30 protein-coding genes are annotated in these 26144 nt (G+C 69.2%); 15 read left to right on the top strand and 15 right to left on the bottom strand.

What is annotated here, in order from left to right; translation table 11 throughout:
- The first annotated feature begins 45 nt into the window (after positions 1–45).
- On the top strand, positions 46–792 hold the full coding sequence (locus tag E8A49_RS11055) for a glucose 1-dehydrogenase (protein ID WP_293380564.1): 747 nt from the start codon (positions 46–48) through the stop codon (positions 790–792).
- A 66-nt stretch (positions 793–858) separates the two neighbouring features.
- On the opposite strand, the gene E8A49_RS11050 is transcribed toward E8A49_RS11055, so the two are convergent.
- Positions 859–1338: a CinA family protein gene (locus tag E8A49_RS11050; protein WP_293380561.1), complete on the bottom strand. Its 480-nt coding sequence runs from the start codon at positions 1336–1338 to the stop codon at positions 859–861.
- Between the two features lie 92 nt (positions 1339–1430).
- Here E8A49_RS11050 and E8A49_RS11045 point away from each other — a divergent pair, with 92 nt between their 5' ends.
- The 6 genes from E8A49_RS11045 (at position 1431) to E8A49_RS11020 (ending at position 5003) form a co-directional block, all read left to right on the top strand.
- Complete coding sequence (locus E8A49_RS11045) at positions 1431–2663, top strand: serine hydrolase (protein WP_293380558.1); 1233 nt, start codon at positions 1431–1433, stop codon at positions 2661–2663.
- A gap of 99 nt (positions 2664–2762) precedes the next feature.
- Positions 2763–3254 (top strand): DUF1579 domain-containing protein, encoded by a 492-nt coding sequence (locus E8A49_RS11040; RefSeq protein WP_293380555.1) that lies wholly within the window; start codon positions 2763–2765, stop codon positions 3252–3254.
- Between the two features lie 9 nt (positions 3255–3263).
- Positions 3264–3893, top strand: a complete 630-nt coding sequence (locus E8A49_RS11035; RefSeq protein ID WP_293380552.1) for a LysE family translocator — start codon at positions 3264–3266, stop codon at positions 3891–3893.
- A gap of 32 nt (positions 3894–3925) precedes the next feature.
- Complete coding sequence (locus tag E8A49_RS11030; RefSeq protein ID WP_293381031.1) at positions 3926–4159, top strand: BolA family protein; 234 nt, start codon at positions 3926–3928, stop codon at positions 4157–4159.
- A 74-nt stretch (positions 4160–4233) separates the two neighbouring features.
- Positions 4234–4578: a Grx4 family monothiol glutaredoxin gene (gene grxD, locus E8A49_RS11025; RefSeq protein ID WP_293380549.1), complete on the top strand. Its 345-nt coding sequence runs from the start codon at positions 4234–4236 to the stop codon at positions 4576–4578.
- The gene (locus E8A49_RS11020) at positions 4578–5003 is read left to right on the top strand and encodes a thioesterase family protein (protein ID WP_293380546.1); all 426 of its coding nucleotides are present in this window, start codon (positions 4578–4580) and stop codon (positions 5001–5003) included. The genes grxD and E8A49_RS11020 overlap by 1 nt, the downstream gene beginning before the upstream one ends.
- On the opposite strand, the gene E8A49_RS11015 is transcribed toward E8A49_RS11020, so the two are convergent.
- Positions 5000–6175: a hypothetical protein gene (locus E8A49_RS11015; RefSeq protein WP_293380543.1), complete on the bottom strand. Its 1176-nt coding sequence runs from the start codon at positions 6173–6175 to the stop codon at positions 5000–5002. The two genes, E8A49_RS11020 and E8A49_RS11015, sit on opposite strands and share 4 nt — an antisense overlap.
- A gap of 101 nt (positions 6176–6276) precedes the next feature.
- Between E8A49_RS11015 and E8A49_RS11010 the strand changes: the two genes are divergently transcribed.
- The gene (locus tag E8A49_RS11010) at positions 6277–6720 is read left to right on the top strand and encodes an Lrp/AsnC family transcriptional regulator (RefSeq protein ID WP_293380540.1); all 444 of its coding nucleotides are present in this window, start codon (positions 6277–6279) and stop codon (positions 6718–6720) included.
- Positions 6721–6741: 21 nt separating this feature from the next.
- Here E8A49_RS11010 and E8A49_RS11005 read toward each other — a convergent pair whose 3' ends face one another.
- From E8A49_RS11005 to E8A49_RS10985, 5 genes are all read right to left on the bottom strand, one after another.
- Positions 6742–8985: a S9 family peptidase gene (locus E8A49_RS11005; RefSeq protein ID WP_293380537.1), complete on the bottom strand. Its 2244-nt coding sequence runs from the start codon at positions 8983–8985 to the stop codon at positions 6742–6744.
- A 58-nt stretch (positions 8986–9043) separates the two neighbouring features.
- Entirely contained in the window at positions 9044–9400 is a 357-nt protein-coding gene (locus tag E8A49_RS11000) for a hypothetical protein (RefSeq protein ID WP_293380534.1), read from the bottom strand.
- 84 nt (positions 9401–9484) lie between these two features.
- On the bottom strand, positions 9485–10102 hold the full coding sequence (rpsD, locus tag E8A49_RS10995) for a 30S ribosomal protein S4 (protein ID WP_293380531.1): 618 nt from the start codon (positions 10100–10102) through the stop codon (positions 9485–9487).
- 147 nt (positions 10103–10249) lie between these two features.
- Positions 10250–11326 (bottom strand): DUF561 domain-containing protein, encoded by a 1077-nt coding sequence (locus E8A49_RS10990; protein ID WP_293380528.1) that lies wholly within the window; start codon positions 11324–11326, stop codon positions 10250–10252.
- Positions 11323–12123, bottom strand: coding sequence for an RNA methyltransferase (locus E8A49_RS10985; protein WP_293380525.1), 801 nt, complete (start codon positions 12121–12123; stop codon positions 11323–11325). Before E8A49_RS10985 ends, E8A49_RS10990 begins: the two co-directional genes overlap by 4 nt.
- 64 nt (positions 12124–12187) lie before the next feature.
- On the opposite strand from E8A49_RS10985, the gene bla reads away from it, so the two are divergent.
- The 3 genes from bla to E8A49_RS10970 all read left to right on the top strand — a co-directional run bounded on the left by bla (position 12188) and on the right by E8A49_RS10970 (position 14956).
- On the top strand, positions 12188–13198 hold the full coding sequence (bla, locus tag E8A49_RS10980) for a class A beta-lactamase (protein WP_293380521.1): 1011 nt from the start codon (positions 12188–12190) through the stop codon (positions 13196–13198).
- A 94-nt stretch (positions 13199–13292) separates the two neighbouring features.
- Positions 13293–14507: an NADP-dependent isocitrate dehydrogenase gene (locus E8A49_RS10975; RefSeq protein ID WP_293380518.1), complete on the top strand. Its 1215-nt coding sequence runs from the start codon at positions 13293–13295 to the stop codon at positions 14505–14507.
- A gap of 68 nt (positions 14508–14575) precedes the next feature.
- Complete coding sequence (locus E8A49_RS10970; protein WP_293380515.1) at positions 14576–14956, top strand: VOC family protein; 381 nt, start codon at positions 14576–14578, stop codon at positions 14954–14956.
- 89 nt (positions 14957–15045) lie between these two features.
- On the opposite strand, the gene E8A49_RS10965 is transcribed toward E8A49_RS10970, so the two are convergent.
- The 7 genes from E8A49_RS10965 to E8A49_RS10935 all read right to left on the bottom strand — a co-directional run bounded on the left by E8A49_RS10965 (position 15046) and on the right by E8A49_RS10935 (position 22613).
- Positions 15046–15702, bottom strand: coding sequence for a PEPxxWA-CTERM sorting domain-containing protein (locus tag E8A49_RS10965; RefSeq protein WP_293380512.1), 657 nt, complete (start codon positions 15700–15702; stop codon positions 15046–15048).
- A 93-nt stretch (positions 15703–15795) separates the two neighbouring features.
- Positions 15796–18468 carry an alanine--tRNA ligase gene (alaS, locus tag E8A49_RS10960; protein WP_293380509.1) on the bottom strand — a complete coding sequence of 891 codons (2673 nt, stop codon included), beginning with the start codon at positions 18466–18468 and terminating at the stop codon, positions 15796–15798.
- A gap of 332 nt (positions 18469–18800) precedes the next feature.
- A complete protein-coding gene (gene recA, locus E8A49_RS10955; protein WP_293380506.1) occupies positions 18801–19868 on the bottom strand; it encodes a recombinase RecA in 1068 nt (355 codons plus the stop codon).
- A gap of 206 nt (positions 19869–20074) precedes the next feature.
- Complete coding sequence (locus tag E8A49_RS10950) at positions 20075–20716, bottom strand: glycine zipper 2TM domain-containing protein (protein ID WP_293380503.1); 642 nt, start codon at positions 20714–20716, stop codon at positions 20075–20077.
- 178 nt (positions 20717–20894) lie between these two features.
- A complete protein-coding gene (locus E8A49_RS10945; RefSeq protein WP_293380500.1) occupies positions 20895–21083 on the bottom strand; it encodes a hypothetical protein in 189 nt (62 codons plus the stop codon).
- 95 nt (positions 21084–21178) lie between these two features.
- On the bottom strand, positions 21179–22243 hold the full coding sequence (locus E8A49_RS10940; RefSeq protein ID WP_293380498.1) for a sensor histidine kinase: 1065 nt from the start codon (positions 22241–22243) through the stop codon (positions 21179–21181).
- Positions 22244–22430: 187 nt separating this feature from the next.
- Complete coding sequence (locus tag E8A49_RS10935) at positions 22431–22613, bottom strand: hypothetical protein (protein WP_293380495.1); 183 nt, start codon at positions 22611–22613, stop codon at positions 22431–22433.
- Between the two features lie 266 nt (positions 22614–22879).
- On the opposite strand from E8A49_RS10935, the gene E8A49_RS10930 reads away from it, so the two are divergent.
- The 3 genes from E8A49_RS10930 (at position 22880) to E8A49_RS10920 (ending at position 24866) form a co-directional block, all read left to right on the top strand.
- Complete coding sequence (locus tag E8A49_RS10930; RefSeq protein ID WP_293380492.1) at positions 22880–23728, top strand: phytanoyl-CoA dioxygenase family protein; 849 nt, start codon at positions 22880–22882, stop codon at positions 23726–23728.
- Positions 23729–23920: 192 nt separating this feature from the next.
- Positions 23921–24514 carry a PEP-CTERM sorting domain-containing protein gene (locus E8A49_RS10925; protein WP_293380489.1) on the top strand — a complete coding sequence of 198 codons (594 nt, stop codon included), beginning with the start codon at positions 23921–23923 and terminating at the stop codon, positions 24512–24514.
- Between the two features lie 118 nt (positions 24515–24632).
- A complete protein-coding gene (locus tag E8A49_RS10920) occupies positions 24633–24866 on the top strand; it encodes a hypothetical protein (RefSeq protein WP_293380486.1) in 234 nt (77 codons plus the stop codon).
- A 63-nt stretch (positions 24867–24929) separates the two neighbouring features.
- Here the strand turns inward: E8A49_RS10920 and E8A49_RS10915 are convergent, their stop codons facing one another.
- Positions 24930–25298, bottom strand: coding sequence for a hypothetical protein (locus tag E8A49_RS10915; protein ID WP_293380483.1), 369 nt, complete (start codon positions 25296–25298; stop codon positions 24930–24932).
- Between the two features lie 120 nt (positions 25299–25418).
- Here E8A49_RS10915 and E8A49_RS10910 point away from each other — a divergent pair, with 120 nt between their 5' ends.
- Positions 25419–26135, top strand: coding sequence for an SDR family oxidoreductase (locus E8A49_RS10910; RefSeq protein WP_293380480.1), 717 nt, complete (start codon positions 25419–25421; stop codon positions 26133–26135).
- The last annotated feature ends 9 nt before the right edge of the window (positions 26136–26144 follow it).

Here is a 26144-nt window from a genome sequence, read left to right as displayed (position 1 = left end):
CCGCGCTGCCGGATCGCTCCGAAGGCTTCTCAGAGGAACTCCAACATGTCCAAGCTCACCGGCAAGGTCGCCGTCGTCACCGGCGCCTCCAAGGGTATCGGCGCCGCCATCGCCAAGGCGCTCGCCGCCGAGGGCGCGTCCGTCGTGGTCAACTACGCCTCCAGCCAGACCGGCGCCGACGCCGTCGTGGCCGCCATCACCGCGGCCGGCGGCAAGGCGGTCGCCGCCCACGGCGACGTCTCCAAGCCTGCAGAGGCGCAAGGGATCATCGACGCGGCCATCGCCGCCTTCGGCCGCCTCGACATCCTGGTCAACAATTCCGGCGTCTATGCCTTCTCCGCCTTGGCGGACATCACCGTGGAGCAGTTCCACCAGATGTTCGACATCAACGTCCTGGGCGTGCTGCTCACCACCCAGGCGGCGTCCAAGCACCTGGGCGAAGGCGGCAGCGTCATCAACATCGGCTCGGGCGTCACCAGCCTCTTCCCGTCGGAGTCCGCCGTCTACACCGCCACCAAGGGCGCGGTGGACGCCATCACCGGGGTCCTGGCCGCCGAACTCGGCCGGCGCAAGATCCGGGTCAATTCGGTGAACCCCGGCATGGTCGAGACCGAGGGAACCCACACCGCCGGCTTCATCGGCTCGGACTTCCAGGCCGCCCTGGTCGGCCAGACCCCGCTGGGCCGCGTGGGCCAACCCGACGACATCGCCGACGTCGTCGTGTTCCTCGCCTCCAACGACGCCAAGTGGCTCACCGGCGAACACCTGGTGGCCGGCGGCGGCCTTCGCTGATCCCCCGGCGAAGAGAACGCCCGGCCGCCCCCAGCCTCCCCTGCCGCGCCGCGGCGGGGGAGGTTTCTATTCCACCGCCCGCTTGAGCAGATCGAGCGCCGCGGCCGTGAAGGCGGTCATGTTGGCCGCCCGGTCGCTTTCGCCGGTCTCGAGGGTCACCGCCATCTCCACCGGCCCGGAGATGGCGATGCAGGTGTGGCCCGCCGCGTCGCCGTAGCCGTTGCCGGTCGGCCCCGCGGCGCCGGTCTCCGAGAGCCCCCAGGTCGCCCCGAACCGCTCCCGCGCGGTGCGGGCCAGCAGCAGCGCATAGGGCTCGCTCGCCGAGCGCATCCCGGCCACCGCCTCGCGCGGCAGGTCCATCAGCACCATCCGGGCCTTGCCCGTGTAGACCACCGCCCCGCCCAGGTAATATTTCGACGCGCCGGGCACGCCGAGCAGGGCCGCCGAGATCAGCCCGCCGGAGGAGCTCTCGGCCACCGCCACGGTCTCGCCCCGCGCCTTCAGCCGTTCCCCCAGCTCCGCGGCGATGGCGTCCAGGTCGGTCATGGGCTCTCCTTAGCGCTTGGCGGGCCGCCTTATCGGCGCCCATGATGGCGGCCAATTAAAGCAAGAGACGCCATTTCCCGGGAGGATATTTCATGGACGCCCAATCGCAGTGGACGGGCCTGGACGCCGGACGCCTGGAGCGCATCGGCGCGCACCTGGAGCGCAGCTACCTTTCCAACGGTAAGATCGCCGGCTGTCAGGTCAGCGTCGCCCGTCACGGCCATCTGGCCTATTCGAAGTCCTTCGGCCTGATGGACAAGGAGCGGAACAAGCCCACCGCCGACGACACCATCTACCGCATCTATTCCATGACCAAGCCGATCACCTCGGTCGCGCTGATGACCCTCTACGAGCAGGGCTATTTCCAGCTCAACGACCCGGTCAGCCGCTATGTGCCGTCGTGGAAGAACCACCGCGTCTGGGTCTCCGGCGAGGGCGCGGACATGAAGACCGAGGCGCTGCACCGTCCCATCAGCTTCCGAGACGTGCTCTCCCACCAGGCGGGCTTCACCTATGGCGGCGGCCTGCCGGGAATCGGCCTGCAGCACCCGATCGACAAGATCTACCGTGAACTGAAGGTCCGCTCCGTGGGCGGCGCCGATTCCATGCAAGTGTTCCTCGACAAGCTCTCCCAGGTGCCGTTGCGCTACCAGCCGGGCACGGCCTGGATGTACTCGCTGGCCACCGACGTCTGCGGCGCCCTGGTGGAGGTGATCTCCGGCAAGCCCTTCGCCCAGTACCTGGACGAGGTGATCTTCGCCCCCCTGGGCATGAAGGACACCAGCTTCTTCGTGGCGCCGGACAAGGCCGACCGCTTCGCCGCCAACTATCAGCGCGGGGCCGACAAGCAGCTGAAGCTGATCGACGACCCGGCGACCAGCGGCTTCCTGCAGGACCCCGGCTTCAAGTCCGGCGGCGGCGGCCTCACCGGCACGTCGGCCGACTACCTGCGCTTCTGCGAGATGCTGCGGCGTGGCGGCGAATTGGACGGCGCGCGGATTCTGGGGCCCCGGACCATCGAGATCATGCACATGAACCACCTGGCCGGCGGCAAGGACCTGACGCAACTGGCCATCGGCGGCTTCTCCGAGACCGCCAACGAGGGCGTGGGCTTCGGCCTGGGCTTCGCCTCGACCATGGGCCAGGTCGAGACCGGCTCGCTCGGCGTCGGCGACTACTACTGGGGCGGTGCGGCCTCGACCATCTTCTGGGTCGACCCGAAGGAGGACCTGTCGGTGGTGTTCATGACCCAGCTCATGCCCTCCGGCACCTTCAACTTCCGCGGCCAGCTGAAGAGCATCATCTACTCGGCGATCATCGACTGAACCCCAGCGCGGCGGAAAGAACGATCCCGGAACATCCTGCTGACATGATGTTGTCAGCAGGCCCTCCCTAAACCTGTCCCCGCAGCCAGGGACAGGACCATGAACGCGATAGCTCTGATCAAGGACGGCCGGCGGGACTTCGACTTCCTGCACGGCGACTGGACCGTCGCCCACCGGCGGCTGAAGCGCCGTGGCGCGGATTGCCACGACTGGGACGAGTTCGCCGGCACGACCTGCTGCCGCAGCCTGATGGGCGGCGTCGGCAACGTCGATGAGAACCACATGACCGAGCGCGCCTTCCAAGGCGTCACCTTCCGCGCCTTCGACGTCGCGCGCAGGACCTGGTCGATCTACTGGGTCAACGCCGCCTCGGGCCTGATGGGCGAGCCGGTGCACGGCCGCTTCGAGAATGGCGTCGGCCGCTTCTACGGCGACGACCTGGACGATGGGCGGCCCGTGAAGGTGGCCTTCGTCTGGGTGGTCGAGGGCCCCGACCGGGCGCACTGGTCCCAGGCCTTCTCCTACGACCACGGCCAGACCTGGGAGGAGAACTGGGCCATGGCCTTCACCCGAATCCCCAGGCGTGGCTAGGCTTCCGCCATGGCCGCCCAGCTCCTGTCCCTGCTGTCGCTGGCGCTGGCCAGCATCGCGGTCTGCGTCGCGCCGGGGCCGAACAACTTCATGCTGATGCGCTTCGGCATGCGCCATGGCCGCGGCATCGCCGAGGCCTCGGGCCTCGGGACGACGCTGGGCTGCATCGTCTGGTGCGCGCTGGCGGCGCTGGGCATGGCCGCCCTGCTGGCCGCCGCGCCCTGGCTGGAGATTGGGCTGCGTATCGCGGGCGGCCTCTACCTCCTGTGGTTCGCCTGGACGCTCTGGCGCGCCCCGCCGATCGCGCCCGAGGGCGCGGAGGCGGGGTCGCCGCCCGCCCTCTCCTGGCCCGCGGCCTTCTGGCAGGGGTTCGTGGTCAACATGGCCAACCCCAAGTCGGTGCTCTACTTCGCCAGCATCTTCTCGGCCTATGTCGGCCCGCACACGCCGGTCTGGGTGAAGCTCGCCGCGGTGGCGATCTGCGTCTTCACCTGCCAGGGCTGGCAGAGCGCCATGTCCTGGCTGTTCTCCACCCGCCGGGCGGTGGCGGCCTATGCCCGGGCGCAGCGCCTGCTGGACCGGCTGTCGGGCGCCTTCCTGGGCGCCTTCGGGGTCAAGCTGCTCTGGATCTTCGGTTGAGCCCGTGGCTCGGCGGGGCTAAGCCCTCGCCCATGCCCATCGCCCAAGCCGACCTCGAACAGATCCTTAAAGACGGCTTCCCCGACGCCGAGATCGCCGTCGAGGACTTGGCGGGCGACGGCGACCACTACCGCGCCCGCATCGTCTCGGCGGCCTTCGCCGGCCTGCCCCGCGTGCGCCAGCACCAGCTGGTCTACGCCGCACTCAAGGGCAAGATGGGCGGCGAGCTGCACGCCCTGGCGCTTGAGACCTCAGCCCCCGCTTGACCCGGAGCCTCCTTGACCGAAGAGGGCGGCGTCCCTAGCTCTTGGGCTTAAGAATTCACGCCGAGAGGGCGACCATGACCGACACCGCCACCGCCAACCCCGTCCACGACTTCATCGCCAGGACCATTGAGGAACATCCGGTGACGCTCTTCATGAAGGGCGTGCCGGAACAGCCGCAGTGCGGGTTCTCGGCGGTCTGCGTGCAGATCCTCGACCACCTGGGCGCCGACTTCGTGGGCGTCAATGTCCTGCAGAACGACGACCTGCGTCAGGGCATCAAGGCCTTCTCCGACTGGCCGACCATCCCGCAGCTCTACGTGCAGGGCGAGTTCGTCGGCGGCGCCGACATCGTGCGCGAGATGTTCCAGTCGGGCGAGCTGAAGACCCTGCTGGCCGAGAAGGGCCTTCTGGAGGCCTGATGCCGTCCGGCGGACTTCTGGAGCCGCCGGAAGGTCGCCAGGTCTTCCGGCTGACCTTCCAGCCGACGCCCGCCGACATCGACGAGAACGGCCACGTCAACAACGTGGTCTACCTGCGCTGGGCGCAGGACCTGGGCACCGCCCATTGGCGCAGCCGTGCGCCCGCCGACGCGCAAGCCGCCTGGGCCTGGGTCGCGCTGCGCCACGAGGTCGACTACCGGCGCGCCCTCCTGCCCCACGAGACGGCCCTCGGCCGCACCTGGGTCGCCGCCACCGCCGAGGGGCCGCGCTTCGACCGCTTCATCCGCATCGACGCCGAGGACGGCGCCATGTGCGCCCAGGTGAAGACCACCTGGGTCCTCATCGAACAGGCCACGGGCCGGCCCCGGCGCGTGCCGGCGTGGATGGTGGAGCTGTTCAGCTAGGTGACGCCGAGGAGGTTGGCCTTCGTCTCGTCGCGATGCTTCTTCAGGTACTTCATGAACGGGGTGCCGCCCGTACCGATCTCGGTGTCGTTCCCCGCCGATTTGCGCCCCTGCATATGGATATAGCTGGCGGCGTACTCGAGGTGGCGCGTGCGGAAGTCGGCGACGGCCTGCACCGCGGCGTTATAAGCCTGCGTGAGGGGCCCGTGGCCCGCCCGCTGCACGAAGCCACGCACACCGCTCTCCCTTCGGACATCGTCGATGAATCGCCGGTGCCCGGGGGAACGGTAGATATGCAATTCGTCGAGGAACGCCCGGAGCGGATCCGCCGCGTGTCCGACGCCCAGCAAGGCGTCCATTGACGGAACGATTGAGGACTGTGATCCCGTCTGCCCACGGAAGGCCTGCGGCAGGCCGCCAAACCGCTTGACCCCGCGGTAGACGATGCCGGCGCCGAGGGCTGGATTGTCCTTCCAGCCGTGGATGTAGGGACGAACCCGGCGAAAGTAGATGTACGGATCGCACTGCTCGGGCATGCGATCGAAGAGCGCGTTGATCTCGGCCCAGATCGCCACAATCTGCGTCAGCAGCCCTTCCGCCAGGTCCGCGGCGCCGTTGGCCGCCGCGTCGATCAAGGGACCGAAGAGCGCGAGCGCCGCGCCGGCGCGGGCTTCGATCGCCACGTGGACCATCACGAACCAGGCCTCGTCCGTGCCCGCCGCGAACTTCTGGACCATGTAGATGTTGTCGAGCGAGACGCCCTTCGCCGGGTCGAGCAGGCCCCAGTTGTCCAGCACGTAGCCGCTGTATTGCAGCAGCGGCTGCAGCCCGAGCCGCTCGGCCAGCGCGGCGATCGGGATCGCCAGGGCGGGCGGCAGGGCCGACACCGGCGGCTCCGCGCCCCAGACGTAGGCCTGCACCAGGAAGGAGTAGTGGACCATGGCCATGCGGGCCTGGACGTCATCGAGTTCGGCGATCCGCTCGGGCGGCACCACGGTCAAGGTGTCGAGGACCTTACGGACCGCCCCGGCCGGCAGGAGCTCCGGCAGCCGCAGAGCCAGATCACGCACCTGACCGAGATCCCCATCCAACGCGACGGCCGTCGCATCGTAGGGGCAGAGGAAGCCGCGCTCAGCCGTGACGTCGTAGGCCGCCAGTCTCGCCAAACCCATCGTGCGCTCCTTGATTCCGTGGCACAATGATATTCGGAGCACAGCGGCGATTTGTTGTGAATTGACGAGACACGTCACGATCTACACAATATCCCCCCAGTATGGACGCCATTGACGATAAGATATTGCGCCACCTGCAGCGGGATGGGCGGGTGACCAATTTGCAGCTCGCCGAGCGTGTGGGCTTGTCGCCGTCAGCTTGCCTGCGGCGGGTCCAGGCGCTGGAGGCGGCGGGCGTCATCAAGGGCTACAGGGCGGTGCTGGACCGGGCGCAACTCGGCGCCGGGCTGACGGTCTTCGTGATGGTGGGCCTTTCCGGCCAACTGCAACGCGATGCGCTGGCCTTTGAGCGCGCCATGGCGGAGGCCCCCGAGGTGCTGGAGTGCCACAACATCACCGGGTCGGTCGAATACCTGCTCCGGGTCGAGGTGTCCGATCTCGCGGCCTACAAGCATTTCCATTCCGACGTCCTCGGGACGGTCAGCCAGGTCAGCAGCATCACCTCGCATGTGTGCCTCGGCTCCTCGAAGGACCTTCGGGCCTGATGGAGACCAAGAACCCGGGGCTCAGGATTTCGGCTTCAGCTTCCTGTCGAAGAAATCCAGCGTGGCATGGGTGCGGTGGATCATCGGCTTGGAGGTCCAGCCCGTGCGATGGCGCAGGCCCGGATAGGTCATCATCTCGAAGGGGATGCCCTTCTGCTGCAGGCCGTAGAGCACCCGGGTCGAGTTCTCGAAGATGACGTTGTCGTCGGCCATGCCGTGGATCAGGAGCAGGGCGCCGGGCTTCAGGTTGCCCAGCCGGGCGATCACCTGGCTGTCGCGGTAGCCCACCGGGTTGTCCGCGGGCGTCCCCATGTAGCGCTCGGTGTAGGCGGTGTCGTAGAGCGTCCAGTCGGTTACCGGCGCGCCGGCAACCCCTGCGGCGAACGGTGAATTGGGGACCGTCAGCAGCATCAGCGTCATGTAGCCGCCATTGGAATAGCCGGTGACGCCTAGGTGCGCCCCGTCCACGAAGGGCAGCGACTTCAGGAAAGCCGCGCCGGCCAGCTGGTCCTCCACGTCCGGCCCGCCGGTCTTGCGGTCGAGGGCGGTCTTGAAGGCCACCGAACGGTTGGGCGTGCCGCGGTTGTCGATGGAGAACAGGATGTAGCCTGCGTCCAGCAGCACCTGGTCGGCGGGCGCGGCCCAATGGTTCTGCACCAGGGCGCCGGCCGGGCCGCCGTAGACCTGGACGATCACCGGGTATTTCTTCGCCGGATCGAAGCCTGCGGGCTTGCGCATCTCCCAATGCAGGGTCTGGCCATCGCTGGCCTTGATCGTTCCGAACTCCGGAACCGACAGGTGGTCGCGGTAGGGCCAGAACGGATGGCTGGCGTCGAGCGGGTTCGCCTCGATCCAGCGCACCAGGGTCCCGTCGGCCTTGAAGAGCCCGGTGCGCGGCGGGGTCTTGGGGTCGGAATAGCTGCCGGCGAAGGCGCCGCCGGCCTTGGCCACGTCCGCCGTCCACCAGCCGCCGGCGGGCGTCAGCGGCTTGGGCTCGGCGGGATTCAGCCAGGAGACCTCATAGAGCCGCCGTTCGATCGGCGTATCCTTGCTGGCGCTGAAGATCGCCACGTGCCGCGCCTCGTCGATCCCCTCCAGGTCGGCCACCGGCCAGTCGCCGTGGGTCAGCTGGCGGATCAGCTTGCCGTCGCCGGCGTAGAGGTAGAGGTGCTTGTTGCCGTCCCGCTCCGACGACCAAAGGAAGGTCCCGTCCTTCAGGGGCTTCATGTCCTCGCTGAGCGCCACCCAGTGCGGGCTGGTCTCGGTGAGGATCACGTGGCTCACGCCCGTCGCCGGATCGACCGCCAGGACGTCGAGCCGCTTCTGGTCACGGGTCAGGCGCTGGACGTAGACAGTCTTGCCGTCCTTCGCCCAGTTCACTCGGGCGAGGTAGATGTCGCTGCTGGCGCCCAGATCGACCTTGACGCGGGCGCCGCTGGCCACGTCGGCCACATAGAGTTCGACGATGGCGTTCGGCCGGCCCACGCGCGGATAGCGCTGGTGGACGATGGTCCCGCCCTCGGCGCCGATGTCGACGCGGTCGATGACATCCACACCGGCCTGGTCGACGTGGGCCAGCGCGATCTTCGTGTCGTCCGGCGACCACCAGTAGCCGGTCTCGCGGTGCAGCTCCTCCTGGGCGATGAACTCCGCCGTGCCCCAGCTCTTCAGTTCGGTCCCGCCGGTGGTCAGCGCCCGCTCGGGCCCGCCCCCAACCTGACCTTGAGCCAGCGGCATGAGGTAAAGGTTGTCGTCGCGGACGTAGGAGACGAAGCCGCCCTTGGGCGAGATCTTGCCGTCGATCTCGTCACCGGGCGTGTCGGTCAGCCGTCGGGTCTGGCCGGCGGCCACGTCATAAAGCCACAGGTCGCCCTGCACCGGCGCCAGGATGTACCTGCCCTGGTCGTCCCAGTGGTATTCGACCACGCCGCGGGTGCGCAGGCCCATGCGCTCGCGCCGGCTCTTCTCCGCCTCGGAGAGGGTCTTGTTGTCGGGCGCCAGCGCGCGGCCGTCGATCAGCATGTGCGGCGCGCCGCCCTTTACGTCGGCGATCCAGAGGTCGGTGACGTCCACGTCGTCGACCTTGGCCTTGAGGTAGGTCACCGCCGAGCCGTCGGGCGCCAGCGCCACCCCGCGGGCCTGCGGCCCCGACAGGTCGGGGCTGGCGAACACCCGCTCGGGCGTCAGGACTTCGGCGTTGGCGGTCATGGACGGACCCGTGGACAGACTGAGGGCCGCGATGGCGGCGGTTAGGACGAGTTTCATGGATTCCCCGACGGTTCGGGACTGACCTGACCGCAACCGCGCGCCCTTGCCAAGACCCTCAGGCGCGCGGCGGCGCCATCGGGTTCAGCAGCACGACCGGCGTCCTCGGGGCCACGCCCAGCTCGGTCCAGCCGAAGACGATCTCCGCCTGGCCGCCCCCAGCCTTGCATACGTCCACATGCTTACGCGCGAAGGCTAGGCTGACCGCGCCCGCGCGCCGCTCGACGTAGAAGGTGAAATCGGGCCTGGCCGTGCAGCCGGCGGAGGCCACACGGATCGTGACACCGTCCGGCCCGGTGCGCACCGCCAGCAACGGCTCCAGCTCAGCCAGCGGCCCGGGCGGCGCCACGGGCGCGCCCACTGTCGCGCAGCCGCCCAGCGCCAGGAAGGCGAGCACAAAGCCTCTGCGGTCCATGGCGCCACTCCGCCACAGGCGCGCCCAAAGCAAAAGGCCCGGGATCGCTCCCGGGCCTCCGCGGATCTTGGAACTCGACGCCCTTTACGACGCGTAGAATTCGATGACGAGGTTGGGCTCCATCTTCACCGGATAGGGCACCTCGGCCAGCTCTGGCATGCGCACGTACTTGGCGCTCATGCCCTTGCCGTCGACCTCGATGTAGTCCGGCGTGTCGCGTTCCGGCGACTGCAGGGCTTCCAGCACCAGGGCCATGTTGCGCGAACGCTCGCGCACCGAGACCACGTCGCCCGGCTTCACGCGGTAGGACGGGATGTTGACCCGCTTGCCGTTGACCAGCACGTGGCCGTGGTTGACGAACTGGCGCGCGGCGAACGGGGTCGGCACGAACTTGGCGCGGTAGACCACCGCGTCCAGGCGGCTTTCCAGCAGCGAGATCAGGTTCTCGGAGGTGTTGCCCTTCCGGCGGGCGGCCTCTTCGTAGATCTTGCTGAACTGCTTCTCGGTCAGGTTGCCGTAGTAGCCCTTCAGCTTCTGCTTGGCGCGCAGCTGCAGGCCGAAGTCGGAGACCTTCTGCTTGCGGCGCTGGCCATGCTGGCCGGGGCCGTAGGCGCGCTTGTTGATCGGGGATTTCGGGCGACCCCAGATGTTTTCGCCCATCCGGCGGTCGAGTTTGTACTTGGCGCTATGGCGCTTGGACATCGTTCACTCTCATTCGACCCGAGCCGGCGCCTCTCGAAAGAGGCGCGATTTCAACGGCGGCCTTCGCGTCAACCCGTCATACATCCACGACCGCGCGGTTGCCCGGCGGCGAGGAAGGCGCGGGTATGCCTATCCGGCCCTTCGGAGTCAAGTTTTGGCGGTCCGCCGGGCCAGGGCCTGGGCGACCTCTTGCGCCTCCGCCCACCAACGCTTGACCAGCTCGCCCGCCGCGCCGGGTCCGGCGAGCTTGATGGCCTGGCCGGCCCACAGCGACATCATCTCCGGGTCGCCGGCCTGGTTGGCGGCGGCGCGCATGGCCTGGGTCAGGCGGTTCTGGATCGGATAGGCCGGGACCTTCTCCTGCTCGTCGTGCATCTCGCGCACGAAGCGGTTCTCCAGTCCGCGCGCATAGCGGCCGGAAAAGGCCCGGGTCAGCCGCGTGGCGTCGTCGGGCGCCGCGCTGAGCGCCTTCTGCCAGGTGGGCCCGTTGATCGCCTCGTCGGCCAGCAGGAAGGCGCTGCCCATCTGCACGGCGTCGGCCCCCAGCGCGAGCGCCGCCGCCACGCCGCGCCCGTCCATGATCCCGCCCGCAGCGATCACCGGCAGGTCGACGGCCTGCCGCACCGTGGCGACCAGGGCGAAGGTCCCGATCGAGGAGGCCTCGATATCCTCCAGGAAGTAGGCGTGGTGGCCGCCGGCTTCGACGCCCTGGGCGCAGATGCCGTCCGCGCCGACCTCGGCCCAGGCGCGCGCCTCCGCCACGGTGTTGGCCGTGCCCACCACATAGCTGCCGGCCGCGTGCAGGGCGTCCACCTGCGCCGGGCTCAGGATCGAGAAGGTGAACGAGGCCACCGGCGGCGCGGCGCGGGTCAGGGCCTCCAGCTGGGCGTCGAAGTCATAGGAGAAACGGTTCGGGTGGTCCGGCGTCGGCAGGCCAAGTTCGGCGTACCAGGGCGCAAGCCGCGCCAGGGCGGCGTCCAACTCCGCCGGCTCCGGCTTCAACGGCGGCGCCATCAGCAGGTTCACCCCGAACGGCGCGTCGGTGCGGGCGCGCAGGTCGTCGACCACGGCCGGCATCTCCTCCGGCGCGACACCGGCGGCCGCCAGATTGCCCATGCCGCCAGCCTGGCTCACCGCCACGGTCATGGCGTCGAAGGACGCGCCGGCCATGGGCGCCTGCAGGATCGGGATCGGCAGGCTCTCCAGCATCTCGGCGAAGCTCATGCGGGATCGTCCTTCTTGGCGGCTTTGGCGGCCCGCTGGCTGGCGAGCTTGGCCAGCACGCGCCCGCGCCCCTTGGATAGGGCCGTCACCACGCCGCGGAAGGTGCGCACCTCCTGGTCGGTGAACTGGGCGCGGCCCAGCGCCGAGCGCAGGTTCTGCACCATCGAGGGCCGCTTCTCCGGCGGATGGAAGAAGCCGGCCTCGTCCAGCTCGTGCTCGAAGTGCTCGTAGAGACCCAGCATGGCCGCGCCGTCGGCGGGCGGCGGGCCCTCGCGGAACGCCGGCGGCGCCTCGCCGGCCACGGTCATGCGCCATTCGTAGCAGTTGATCGCCACCGCCTGGGCCAAGTTCAGCGACTTGAAGCGCACGTCCACCGGCAGGGTCACCACCGCCTGGCAGAGCGCGATGTCGGCGGTCTCCAGCCCGGCCCGCTCGCCGCCGAACAGGAGGCCGACGTTCAGCCCCTCAGCGATCCCGCCGGCCAGGTCCTGCATGGCCACCCGCGGCGTCAGCACCGGCAGCTGCAGCTCCCGCGGCCGCGCCGTGGTGGCGTAGACGAGGTTGAGGTCGGCCACCGCCGCCTCGACGCTGTCGAACACCCGGGCGGCGTTCAGCGGCCAGTCGGCGCCGGAGGCGGACGCCCAGGCCCGTTCCTGCGGCCAGCCGTCCCGCGGATTGACCAGGCGCAGGTCGCTCAAGCCGAAGTTGGCCATCACCCGCGCCGCGGCCCCAATGTTCTCCGCGAGCTGTGGCGCGTTCAGGACTATGACTGGCGCGCGAGGAGAGGCTTCGACCATGGTTGGGTTACAATCGCTTGGCGCGCGGAGCGCAAGCCTTGCGCGGCGCGGGGTGCTCTTCGGCGTGGCCGCCCTAGGGGGGGCAGGCGTCCTGACGCTGGCGGGGTGCCACAGGAACGAGGCGCTCACCGCCTCGCGCACACCCCGGCTCGACATGAAGCGGCTGGATACCGAGGTGGCGGCCATCGCGCAGCGCGCGGCGCCCGGCGCTTTGGGCTTCGCGCTGATGAACCTGGAGAGCGGCGAGTTCTGGGTCCGCCTGGGCGACCGCGCCTTCCCCATGCAGAGCGTCTTCAAGCTGCCGCTGGGCGCAGCCGTGCTCTCGGAGGTCGACGCCGGCCGCCTTCGCCTGGACGAGATCCTGACGATCCGGGCCGAGGACCTGTCGCCGTCCTGGTCGCCCATCGCCGACGCCTGGCCCGGCCGCGCGGCCTACAGCGTCCAGGAGCTGCTGGCGGCCGCCGTCGGCGACAGCGACAACACCGCCGCCGACCTCCTGATGAAGCACATCGGCGGGCCGGGCGTGGTGAGCGCCTGGCTGCAGTCCAAGGGGATCACCGAGGTCCGCGTCGACCGCTACGAGCGCGAGGTGCAGCCGCAGGTCTATGGCATGGCCTCCTTCCGCCCGGCCTGGAAGGGCGACGCGGCCTTCGACGCCGCCAAGGCCACCGTGACGCCGGCCAAGCGCCGCGCGGCCATGCTGGCCTACATGGCCGATCCGCGGGACAGCGCGACGCCGGAGGGCATGCTGGGCCTGCTGCGCCGGCTGGACCAGGACGAGCTGGTCAGCCCAGCCTCCACGCGCCGCCTCCTGACCCTGATGGTCCAGACGCCCCGCGGCGGCGACCGCATCAAGGCCGGCCTGCCGAAGACCGCGACCTTCGCCCACAAGCCCGGCACATCGGGCACGGACCAGGGCCTGAACGCCGCCTTCAACGACGTCGGCATCTTCACCCTGGCCGACCGGCGCAGCTATGCCGTCGCGGCCTTCCTGACCGGCTCCACGGCCACCGACGCCGAGCGCGCCGCCCTCTTCGCCGACCTCGGGCGGACGGCCGCGCGCAGCGTCGGCTAGACCGCGTCAAGAAGGCCGCCGTCCGGCCTTTGCGTCCGCGCCGCCGGGGGCTATACGGCCCCAACCCTAGTTCGCGCGGAGCGCCTGCCCACCCATGGCAAAGATCAAAGTCGCCAACCCGGTCGCCGACCTCGACGGGGACGAGATGACCCGGATCATCTGGCAGATGATCAAAGACAAGCTGGTCTTCCCCTTCCTCGACCTTGAGATCGAGTACTACGACCTGGGGATGGAGAACCGCGACGCCACCGACGACAAGGTGACCGTCGAGGCCGCCGAGGCGATCAAGCGGCTGGGCGTCGGCATCAAGTGCGCGACCATCACCCCCGACGAAGCCCGGGTGAAGGAATTCAACCTCAAGAAGATGTGGAAGTCGCCGAACGGCACCATCCGCAACATCCTCGACGGCGTCGTCTTCCGCGAGCCGATCATCTGCAAGAACGTGCCGCGCCTGATCCCCGGCTGGACCCAGCCGATCATCATCGGCCGCCATGCCTTCGGCGACCAGTACCGCGCCACCGACTTCGTGGTGCCCGGCAAGGGCAAGCTGAAGATGAGCTGGGAGGGCGAGAACGGCGACCGGATGGACTTCGACGTGTTCGACTTCCCGGCCGGCGGCGTGGCCATGGGGATGTACAACCTCGACGCCTCGATCCGCGACTTCGCCCACGCCTGCCTGAACTACGGCCTGTCGCGGGACTTCCCGGTCTATCTGTCGACCAAGAACACCATCCTCAAGGCCTACGACGGCCGCTTCAAGGACATCTTCGCGGAGGTCTACGAGGCCGAGTACGCCGAGAAGTTCAAGGTCGCGGGCCTGGTCTACGAGCACCGGCTGATCGACGACATGGTGGCCTCTGCGCTGAAGTGGAGCGGCAACTTCCTCTGGGCCTGCAAGAACTACGACGGCGACGTGCAATCGGACTCGGTGGCTCAGGGCTTCGGCTCGCTCGGCCTGATGACCTCGGTGCTGATCACCCCGGACGGCAAGATCATGGAGGCCGAGGCCGCCCACGGCACGGTCACCCGCCACTTCCGCCAGCACCAGCGCGGCGAGAGCACCTCGACCAACTCCATCGCCTCGATCTTCGCCTGGACGCGCGGCCTGGAGCATCGCGCCAAGCTGGACGGCAACGCCGAGCTCGACCGATTCGCCAAGACGCTCGAAAAGGTCTGCGTCGACACGGTGGAATCGGGTTCGATGACCAAGGATCTGGCGCTGCTGGTCGGCGACACCCAGGGTTGGCTCACCACCGAGGGCTTCATCGACAAAGTCGCCGCCAATCTCGAAAAAGCGCTCGCGGCCTAGCGACGTTATCTGTTCTTTCTCCGTCCGGGCCGGCCGCTAAAGTTATCGGGTCGGACGGGGGAAGCGCATTGAGCATCGGCTACATCACCCTTGGCGCGCTTGACGTCGAAGGCGCCCTGCCCTTCTACGACGCCGTCCTGGGCGTCCTGGGCTACCGGCGGGGTCCGCTGGCCGGCGACTGGGTTTTCTACGCCAAGGACGGCGCGCCCGGGATCTGCCTCTGCAAGCCCTTCGACGGCCAGCCGGCGCGGGGCGGCAACGGGGCGATGATCGCCTTCAAGGCCGACAGCCACGACCTGGTGAAGGCCGCCTATGCGGCGGCGCTCGCCCGGGGCGGGACCGACGAGGGCCCGCCGGACCACCGGCCGCCGGAGGCGATCAACGGCTTCTACGGCGCTTACTTCCGTGACGCGGCCGGCAACAAGCTCTGCGTCTTCACCGGCGTCTGAACGCCGAGCCGCCGTAAACCTCGGCGCAACGAAAAAGGCCAGGGAGATTGCGCCCCCTGGCCTCTCGTATTTGCCGAAGGCTCCTGGTGTCAGGCGGCGGCGACGGCGACGCGACGGCGGCGCAGGGTCGCGCCGGCCATGCCGAAACCGGCGATCATCAGCGCCCAGGAGGCGGGCTCAGGCACGCCGCCGCTCGTCGGGTCGTTGACCCAATCGAAGGTCGCGGAGACGTCGAGGCCAGCGCGCTTGCCCTTGTCGAGGCCGAAAAGGCCGGTGTTGAAGGCGCCGCCGTTGACGCCGATGGTCAGCAGGCCGCTCAGGTTGGTGCCGAAGTTCACGTCGGTCACGCCGCTGTCGGCCCAGTTCAGCACGCCGTCCTGGAAGACGCCCAGGAAGGTCTCTTGGCCAACCGTCGTGCCGTTGATCACGCCGCCCGACGTCGGGCTCGGGGTCGTGAAGGTGAAGGTCAGCTGGATCGGAAGCGGCGTCTTGTCGTCCTTCTCGATCGAACCTTCGTTCGTGTAGAGATCGAACAGATTGATGGTGGTCGTCGGGCTGCTGGCGGTCAGCACACCGTTGGCGATGTCGAAGGACCCGGTGGTCTTCGTCGCGTTCACCACGAGGCCCGGATCGCTGGTGTTCAGTTCGCTGAGCGTCCAGGTGCCAGCGAATTCAGTCGCTTGGGCCGAAGCCGCCGCAAACGCCATACCCGCCGCGGCAGCGGCGACGAAAATGATCTTACGCATAGAAATGTCCCCCTTAGGTCCAGAGCTGGACCATAACGTCTGCATATCGGGCGCCAACCGAATGCCCCTGAGGGTTGTAATATTTCTTACATACTAGCCCTCTCCGGCGAGTGCGGCCCTCACGGCGGCCAGGCCATCGGCCGCCTTGGCGCCGTCCGGCGCGCCGCCCTGTGCGAAATCGGGACGCCCGCCCGCGCCCTGCCCGCCCATGGCCGCCACCGCCGCCTTGGCCAGCTCGACGGCGTTGAACCGGGCCTGGGCTGAGCCGGTGACCGCCACGGTGACCGCGGCCTTGCCCTCCGCCGAGCCCACCAGCGCGATGACCCCGTCGGGAAGCTGCTTCTTGAACTCCTCGGCGATGGGCCGCAGGTCTTTGCCGCCGACGCCCTCCATGACCCGGGCCAGCACCTGGACCCCGCCGATCTCCTCCGGCCCGGCCAGCGCCCCGCCGCCGGAACCGCCGCCCATGGCAAGCTGGCGCTTGGCCTCGCCCAGCTCCTTCTCCAGCTGGCGGCGCTGCGCCTCCAGCGCGGCGACGCGCACCGGCACCTCGGCCACCGGGACCTTGAACTGGTCGGCCAGGCCCTTGGAGACCGCCGCCTGGTCGAGCAGCCAGCGGCGCGCGCTCTCGCCGGTCAGGGCCTCGATGCGGCGCACGCCCGCGGCCACGCCCTGCTCCTGCACCACCTTGAAGAGGGCGATGTCGCCGGTTCGCGCCACATGCGTGCCGCCGCAGAGCTCCACCGAATAGGCGCCGTCGCCGGCCAGCGACTGGCCGAGCGTCAGCACGCGGACGGTCTCGCCGTACTTCTCGCCGAACAGGGCCATGGCGCCGGCGGCCATGGCGTCCTTGGGCGCCATCAGCTCGGTCTCCGCCGGCAGGTTCTGGCGCACCACGGCGTTCACCTCGGCCTCGATGCGGTCGATCTCCTCCGGCGTCACCGGGGCGCCGTGGCTGAAGTCGAAGCGGATGCGCTCGCCGTCGACCATCTGGCCCTTCTGGCTCACATGCGGCCCGAGCACGTTGCGCAAGGCCGCGTGCAGCAGGTGGGTGGCCGAATGGTTGGCCCGGGTCTGGGCCCGGCGCTGGGCGTCCACCGCCAGGCGCACGCGCGCGCCGGGCTTCAGCACGCCTTCGAGGATCTCCAGCTCGTGGACGAACAGGTCGCCGGCCTGCTTCTGTACGTCGGCGACGCGGGCGCGACCGAGCTTGCCGCCCTCCATGGGCCACTCGGCCTCGCCCTGGTCGCCGGCCTGGCCGCCGCTCTCGGCGTAGAAGGGCGTGCGGTCGAACACCGCCTGGACGCTCGCGCCGGCCAGGGCCGCGTCGATCTCGCGGCCGCCCTCCACCAGGGCCAGCAGCTCGCCGGTCGCCTCGACGTGGTCGTAGCCCAGGAACTCGGTCGGCCCCAGCCGGTCGCGGATGGCGAACCATTCGCCGGCGGCGGCCACCTGGCCCGAGCCGGTCCAGGCCTCGCGCGCCAGTTCGCGTTGCCGCGTCATGGCCGCGTCGAAGCCCTCCAGGTCGACGGTCAGGCCCTTGGCGCGCACCGCGTCCTGGGTGAGGTCGAGGGGGAAGCCATAGGTGTCGTAGAGTTTGAAGGCCGTCTCGCCGGACAGCACCTCGCCCTCCGCCAGGCCGGCAGTCGCCTCGTCCAGCAGGCTCATGCCGCGGCCCAACGTGCGGCGGAAGCGCTCTTCCTCCTGGCGCAGGGTGTCGACGATGGCCGCCTCGGCGCGGCGCAGTTCCGGATAGGCCTCGCCCATCTCGGCGATCAGGGTGGGCGCCAGGCGGTGCATCAGGGGATCGGCCGCGCCCAGCAGGTGGGCGTGGCGCATGGCGCGGCGCATGATCCGGCGCAGCACATAGCCGCGGCCCTCGTTGGACGGGGTCACCCCGTCGGCGATCAGGAAGCTCGACGAGCGCAGGTGGTCGGCGATCACCCGGTGCGAAGGCCCGTTCGAAGCGCCGCCCGTCCCACCCACCAGATCGCGGCTGGCGGCGATGATCGTGCGGAAGAGGTCGATGTCGTAGTTGTCGTGCACGCCCTGCAGCACCGCGGCGATGCGCTCCAGGCCCATGCCGGTGTCGATGGAAGGCTTGGGCAGGTTGATGCGGTCGCCGGTCGCCTGCTGCTCGAACTGCATGAAGACCAGGTTCCAGATCTCCACGAAACGGTCGCCATCCTCGTCCGGGCTGCCAGGCGGGCCGCCGGGGATGTGTTCGCCGTGGTCGTAGAAGATCTCCGAGCAGGGGCCGCAGGGTCCGGTGTCGCCCATGGACCAGAAGTTGTCGGCGGTGGCGATGCGGATGATCTTCTCGTCCGGCAGGCCGGCGATGCGCTTCCAGAGGCCGTGGGCCTCGTCGTCCTCGGCGTAGACGGTGACCAGCAGTTTATCGACCGGCAGGGCGAACTCCTTGGTCAGGAGCTCCCAGGCCAGCTCGATCGCGCGCTCCTTGAAATAGTCGCCGAAGGAGAAGTTCCCCAGCATCTCGAAGAAGGTGTGATGGCGCGCGGTGTAGCCGACGTTGTCGAGGTCATTGTGCTTGCCGCCGGCCCGCACCGACTTCTGCGAGGAGGCCGCGCGCGGGAACGGCGGGGTCTCCGCGCCGGTGAAGTAGTTCTTGAACGGCACCATGCCGGCGTTGACGAACAACAGCGTCGGATCGTTCTGCGGCACCAGCGGAGCCGAGGCGACGATGGCGTGATCCTTCTTCTGGAAATAGTCCAGGAAGTGGGTCCGGATGTCGTTCACGCTCGGCATGGTCGTCGCAACTTTTCTTTGACCTGAAGGGCTTTCGCCCGCGTCCGCAGATGGGGACGGCCGACCGTTTACGAAACCTGGCCGGAACCGCAAGAGGATGGCCCCAAGCCGCGGCGGCGGACGCGGCCCGGCGCAGGGCGCCGGGAGGCCGGACGGAGACGCAGAACGCGGACGAAAAAGGACGCCCAGGCGAACCTGGACGTCCTTAGCTTCCCTTCATCGAGCGCCCGCGCGGGGTCGGCGGGGCGGACCGGTTGGCGGGAAGGCCCGCCCGCGGATGCGGCGTCCGACGGGGAAACCGTCTAGGGGAAACCCCTGCTGGGGCTCCGCGCCTATTCGTCTTCCGGCTCGGGACCGCCGACCAGCAGTTCCTCAGCGATGACCGCCTTGGCGCCGCGGACCGCCTTTTCGATGTCGCCCGCGATGTCGGGGTTGGTCTTCAGGAACTCGCGGACATTGTCGCGGCCCTGGCCGATGCGCTGGCTGGAGTAGGAGAACCAGGAGCCGGACTTCTCGATCACCCCGGCCTTGACGCCCAGATCGATGATCTCGCCCAGCTTGGAGATGCCCTCGCCGTACATGATGTCGAACTCGACCTCGCGGAACGGCGGGGCGACCTTGTTCTTGACCACCTTCACGCGGACGTTGTTGCCGACGATCTCGTCGCGCAGCTTCACCGAGCCGGTGCGGCGGATGTCCAGGCGCACCGAGGCGTAGAACTTCAGCGCATTGCCCCCGGTGGTGGTCTCCGGGCTGCCGTACATCACCCCGATCTTCATGCGGATCTGGTTGATGAAGATCACCAGGGTCTGGGTCTTGGAGATCGAGGCGGTGAGCTTGCGCAGGGCCTGGCTCATCAGCCGCGCCTGCAGGCCCGGCAGGCTGTCGCCCATCTCGCCCTCGATCTCGGCCCGGGGCGTCAGCGCCGCCACCGAGTCGATGACGATCACGTCGACCGCGCCGGATCGCACCAGGGTGTCGGTGATCTCCAGCGCCTGCTCGCCGGTGTCGGGCTGGGAGACCAGCAGGTCGTCCAGGTTCACCCCCAGCTTGTGAGCGTAGGACGGGTCCAGCGCATGTTCGGCGTCGACGAAGGCCGCCGTGCCGCCCGCCTTCTGGACCTCGGCCACCACGTGCAGGGCCAGCGTCGTCTTGCCGGAGCTTTCCGGCCCGTAGATCTCGACGATCCGCCCCTTGGGCAGGCCGCCGATCCCCAGCGCCATGTCGAGGCCGAGCGAGCCCGTGGAGACGCTTTCGATCTCCACGATCTTGCCCTTGTCGCCCAGCTTCATCACCGAGCCCTTGCCGAAGGCCCGATCGATCTGGCTCAGCGCCGCTTCCAGAGCGCGCTGCTTGTCACCGTCTTCACGTCCCACGAGCTTCAACGCTGTCTGCGACATTTTCCAAGGCCCTCTATCCCACGATTCCGCCAACCGAGGCGGTCATTCGCGTCCCGGCGCAGACTCAGATGTACCCAGTTTGTTCTCTGTTCGCAAGATGTTCTTGTTGATGGCCAACGGGACGGCGAAGCCGATGCAAAAAAGGCCCCCGGCGTGAGCCGGGGGCCTCGAAGCGATCCGGGCCGGCGAGCGGCCCCGCGTCAGCCTTAGCCGGCGCGGTCCATGCGGACCTGGGTCGAGAGGTTGTCGAGGCGGCCTTGCAGGGCGGCTTCGTCGCGGTCGTTCAGGCGGCCGTCGCGGCGGCGGTTCTGCTCGTCGCGGCGGATGTCGCCCAGGGTGGCCATCGCCGCGCGGGTCTCGTGATGCGACAGGGTCCCGTCGGCGCGGCCGCGCTGGATGCGGTCCTCGATCCGGCTCATCCGGGTGTCGAGGTCCATGGCGCGGCCAGGGGCCTGATAGGCCACGTCGGCGCTGTAGCCCGCAACGTTCGGCGCGCCGTCGATCCAGGCGCCGGAGCGGTCGTAGTAGCCGTAGGCCACGGCGCGGTCGGCGCCGTTGTCGTGCCAGCGGTTGTCGTTGTCGTAGTAGCCGTAGGCGTGGGCGCAGTCGCGCGGACCCTTGGACAGGTTCGAGCCGACCACCGCGCCGCCGACGCCGCCGATCACCGCGCCCTCGCCCCGGTCGTGGCGGCCGGCGACGGCGCTGCCCAGCAGGGCGCCGCCGACCGCGCCCAGCACGGTCCCGGCGGTGCGGTTCTCGCTGCGCTGCTGGCAGCTCTCCTGGGCCATGGCCAAGGACGGGATCAGGGTCGCGACGGCGAGGCCGGCGACCAGAAGATATTTACGCATAAGGAAGTCTCCTGAAAAGGATCGAACTCCTTCTCTTGGGAGAGAGAACCCACAATTACTTCGATGGTTCCGAAATTTCGGAAACGGTCAAAACATATACGAACCGTATATCGGGGCGTTTCTTAGGTATGTGACGGCTTAATACTTAATCTGGCTGGAGCCGCAGCCAGCGATCGCGTCAGCCGCGGCGCAGCTGGCGCACGCAGGCGGTCAGCAGTTGCGCGCGCTCGGCGCTCAGGCCCGACGCCTTGAGCTCCGTCAGCGCGCCCTCCAGCGGCTCGCCGCGGTGACGCGCGCCCAGGCTCCAGATCTCCGAGCGGATCGCCGCCGCGGTCGCGCCGCTGGGCAGCCAGGAGAACAGGCTCATCGCGCGCCTCGCAGGCGGGTCGACGGGTGGAGATCGCGGTTCATGGGCAGGCCCTCTTCAGCTTCGATCGACCGCGGCCACTTCGGCCGGCGCAGCTAGACAACCACCGAGAACTTCCCGATTTCGGCGGCCGGCGGGTCCGCCGAACGCACGAGGGAAATGCGGGTCCCCGGATCGGTCCCCGCCACCTCGACGACGGCGCCGAGCTGAGCGGCCAGCGCCTGGACGATGCTGGTGCCCAGACCCAGCTTGGCGGGCGCATCGCCCGTCAGCATGCCGATGCCATCGTCGCGGACGCTGAGCCTCCAGTCCGCCGCCTCGGCTTCATAGGCGACCACGATCCGGCCGCTGCGGCCATCGGGAAAGGCGTGTTTCAGGGCGTTGATCACCAGCTCGGTGACCACCAGGCCCAGGCTGACGGAGACGTCGGCCGTGGCGGTGGCCACGTCGGCCTCGACCTCCAGCCGCAGCTTCTCGCGGTCCGGGATCATCGAGGCTCCGATGCTCTCGCAGAGCTCGGTGAAATAGGGGCGCAGCTCCACGTCGCCGGTGTGGGACGCCGCGAGCTGGTGCTGCAGCGCGGCCACCGACATCACCCGGTTGTGGGCGTCGTAGAGGTGGCTCTTGATCTCGGCCGACGGCACGCGCCGGGCGCTTTGCATCAGGACGCTGGCGATGATCTGCAGGCTGTTGGCGACCCGGTGCTGCAGCTCCTGGAACAGGATCGCCTTTTCACGCAGCAGGTCGTCCTTGAGGCGTTCGGCCAGCCTGGCGTCGGTGACGTCGGAGATCGTCAGCAGCAGGCGGCGGTTCCCGGCGTCTCCGTAGTCCAGCTCATGGGCGGTCAGCACCAGCCGGCGCGGTTCGCGGCCGGGGCGGCGCAAGTCCATCTCATAGGCGTCGATGTCCGCCACGCCCCCAAGTGTCGCCCGCAGCAGGGAGCGCAGCTGCGGGACCTCCCACTCGCCCGATCCCAGTTCGAACAGGGAGACATTGGCGGCGCGGTCGGGCGTCACCTGGAAGGCGCGGGAAAAGGACAGGCTGGCGGCGACCACCCGGAGGTCGCCGTCGAGCAATAGGATCGGGGCGTCGGAGGACGCCACCAGCGCCAGGGCCAGATTGTCGCCGACCACGGCGGTGATGGGGGGAGGGGTCGCCATCTTTGGCTTCAATCGGCCGCCGGAGACTCGCGAAGCGAAAGTCGTTCCCGGCGCAGTGACTTCGGCCACCAAAATCCGCGGACCGGATTTTCGGTGTCCCTGGAGCCTAGCCTATCACGAAACGGCCAGGCCCGGTGGTCTATTGTCGCGCCTGTTGGCCCACTCGGCCTTCAGGTCAGCGGCGAGATCAAGCTTCGCCGCTTGGGATTTCGGCGTCCTCGCCGATCGAGCCTATGAAAATAGACCGGGCGCCGATCGCCCTCCATTGGGCGGCCAGCCGCAGGAACTCCTGCGCCAACGGCTCGCTCACCGCGAGGTCGGCGTTGACCGCGCACCGCTGCGCCCGGTCATGGCATTCCTCGGCGGTCATCGTCCGGGCTTTCCCATCAGGCCTTCCCAACCCCTCGAGAAGCCAGTCGTTCCCCGCATGGGCCGTTTTGTTCCAGACATCGCAAAATTCCCCGTGGAGCCCGCGGCAGTCTTGACGGCGGAGGGCCTGCGCCGCAGGCTTTCGCCATCGTTCACCGCGCCTTGCGGTGAGCCGCGGGGTGCTGCCCTGTGGTGGAAGGAACGTCTGGGCCTGCGGGTCCCGGCGCGATTTCCCCCGCAGGGCGCCGTTCTCTTGAGGAGACGGCCTTGCCCGCGACCTGCACCCCGCTTTCCCCGGACGAGGTCCGGACCTTCCGCGACGGCGGCTATCTGATCCTGCGCGGCGCGTTCGCACAGGAAGACGCGCTCGCCATGCAGGACGAGTGGTGGGCGGAGCTCGCCGAGACGCACGCGATCCTACGCGACGACCCGGGGACCTGGCGGCCGATCCCGGGCGACCTGAAACGCGCCAAGGCAAGCCCGCTGCAGCAGGCGATCCTGACGCCACGGGTGCGGGGCGTGATGGATGACCTGCTCGGCCCGGGCGAGTGGCGGCGGCCGGCCGACTGGGGCCGGACGCTGGCGACCTTCCCGCAGCCGGACGCGCGGCCGGAGCGCTGGGACGTGCCGACCGGGCTCTGGCACTGGGACAGCCCGACCGCCTGGCACCGCGACGCGCTGAACGGCCTCTTCGTGGTCAGCTTCATCGGGACGGTGGCGCCGCGCGGCGGCGGCACGCTGATCCTCTCCGGCTCGCACCGGCTGCTGGCGCGGCAGGACGCGGGCCTGGCCGCCGAGGTGCGCGACACCAACGGCCGGGCGCGGCGCAAGCTGTTCGAGGGCTCGCATCCCTGGCTCGCGGCCCTGACCGGGCTCGCGCCCTCGCCGGCGGACCGGATCGCGGCCTTCATGGGCGCGGGCGCGGAGATCGACGGCGTTCCCGTGCGCGTGGTGGAGCTGACCGGCGAGCCCGGCGACATGGTGGTCTGCCACCCGACCCTGGTCCATTGCGGCGCGCCCAACCACGGCGCCCAGCCGCGCTTCATGCGCATCCGCCAGCAGCTGATGACCCACGAGGGCCGGCGGCGCCTGAGCGGGGCCATGCATCCGCGCTAGGCGAGCTTACGACTTTAGTCGTAGGACTTTAGTCCTAGGTCTAAAGCCCTAGATCGAAGGTCCTATACTCAATTACGCCCGACGTATGCTTTATCTTTTACTTAATGAGGTCTTGCCGGATTAGCTTGGCCATGTGATACCGGCGTTCCATCAGACCCGCGTCCGGCGCGGGGGCCTTGAGGAGTGCGGGACATGAACTGGAAAATCCTGATTGCCGGCGCGGCGGCCGCCGCCGCGCTCGCGTCCTCGGCCTCCGCCCAGGCGCTGAACTTCACCTTCAGCAGCGACCTGAGCCTTGTCGGCGACGGCCCCATCTTCGGTGACGACACCATCGTGCCGGGTTTCGTGACCGGCACGATCCTCGGCCTGCAGGCCAACGGCTTCGACCAACAGGCCAGCGACGTGCTGATCGACTTCGTATCCCCGGGCGTGCTCGGCCTGCCCGGCAAGCCGTTCAGCCTGTTCGACTATGCCAACGAGCTGGCCGCGACGGTCGACCCGAACATCGTCATCAGCCAGAACGACTTCGACGTGGTGGACGGCCAGGTGGTCTTCGCCGTGTTCCAGATATTCGGCGGCTACTTCGACCTGAACGTCGCCGGACAGTTCAACTCCATGGTCAGCCCCGACTCCAACAGCCGCATCCAGAACCTGGGCGGCCTGGGCGCCGTGACCTTCTCCGTACCCGAGCCGGAGGCCTGGATGCTGATGGCGATGGGCTTTGGCGGCCTGGGCGCCCTGCTCCGCGCCCGCCGGCGCACCGCCGGGGCCGCCGTCCTGGCCTGAAGCGCTCCCCGCCGGCCGGGAGGCGTTGGCGGACCGGTGATAGAGGAACCGGCGGCGGCGCCCTTCGGTTGGATCGGCAGCTTCGCGTTCTGAAGCGACCGAGACAGGAGAATGACCGATGGGCTCCCAGTCCAACACCAACAACCCGAACCAAGGGCGCAAGCCCGACCAGCAGGCCGGGAACATGAACCGGCCGAACCCGGCTCAGCAGAACCAGCAGGGCATGGGCAAGATGACGGGTCAGCAGGGCTCCGGTCAGCGGATCGACACCGACGGCGACGGCCGCGCCCGTGACACCGGCGACAAGCGCCCCACCGACAAGGGCGGCAAGGCCCCGCCGGTCCAGCGCTAGGCGCCTTCGCCTAAGCCATCTTAAGCGCCCTCGGCCTCGGCCGGGGGCGCTTTGCTTTCTTGGCTAGTGGTGGTGGCCGCCTTCGCGGCCGCACATGCGGTGCTCGCCGCCGTCCATCCACATGATGTGCACGCCGGGGCTCCAGGTCAGCGTGCGCTGGCCGTCGCTCCAGGTGAGTTGCACCGGCCCGCCGTTCCAGGGCTGGATCGGCAGGGCATGCGGGCCCTCGCCGGCGTCGACGATGGCGATCAGGCGCGCGCCGTGGCTGTCGAAGCGGGCCACCAGATCGCCGCCCTCCTGGCACTTGAAGCGTGTGCCCACCGACGGCGCCGCGGAATCGTCGTTGTCCGCCAGGGACTGGGTCCAGGCGAGGCTCGGGACGGCCATCAGGCCGCAGAGCGCGAGCGCCGCGGCGCAGGCTGAGAGTTTCAAGACCGCCTCCTAGGCCCCCGGGAGTTGGGGCGCAGCCGCCGGCGAGCGCGCCGGGACCCTAGGATCATGCGCACCGCCCCGGCCATTCCGCAACGCCCCGCCGCGCGCTAGGAGGAGGCCATGAGCAACCCTGTCCATATTCTCGTCACCGGCTCCACGCGCGGCATCGGCGCGGCGATCTCCGACACCCTGACCGAGCGCGGCGCGCGCTTCGTGGGCCACGGCCGCGCCGACGGCCCCGGCGTGCTGGGCGCCGACCTGGCCGATCCCGCCGCGGCAGACGCCCTGTGGGACCGCGCGCTGGCGGCGCTGGACGGGCGGATCGACGTCCTGGTGAACAATGCCGGCGTGTTCGAGCTCATCGCCGCCGAGGCGCCGCTCGCGGAGTGGCAGGCCGCCTGGGGCCGCACGATGCAGATCAACCTGCAGGCCAGCGCCGACCTTTGCCGCCGCGCGGTGCTGCATTGGCGCGAGCGCGCGACCGGCGGGCGGATCGTCAACGTCGCCAGCCGCGCCGCCTACCGCGGGGATTCGCCGGCCCACTGGCACTATGCGGCGTCGAAGGCCGGCATGGTGGCCATGACCAAGTCCATCGCCCGGGGCTATGCCGGCGAGGGCATCCTGGCCTTCGGCGTCTGCCCCGGCTTCACCATGACCGGCATGGCCGAGGACTATCTGTCGAGCCGCGGCGGCGACAAGCTCTTGGCCGACATTCCGCTGGGCCGGGTCGCCCAGCCGGAGGAGGTGGCGAACGCCGTCGCCTACCTGGCCCTGGAGGCCCCGCCGTCGATGACCGGGGCGGTGATCGACATCAACGGCGCGAGCTACGTGCGCTAGGCGCGGCCC

This window comes from Phenylobacterium sp. (genome assembly GCF_004799515.1).
GTDB lineage: Bacteria > Pseudomonadota > Alphaproteobacteria > Caulobacterales > Caulobacteraceae > Phenylobacterium.
Note: the sequence above shows the minus strand (reverse complement) of the source record. Positions and strands in the feature narration are given on the sequence as shown.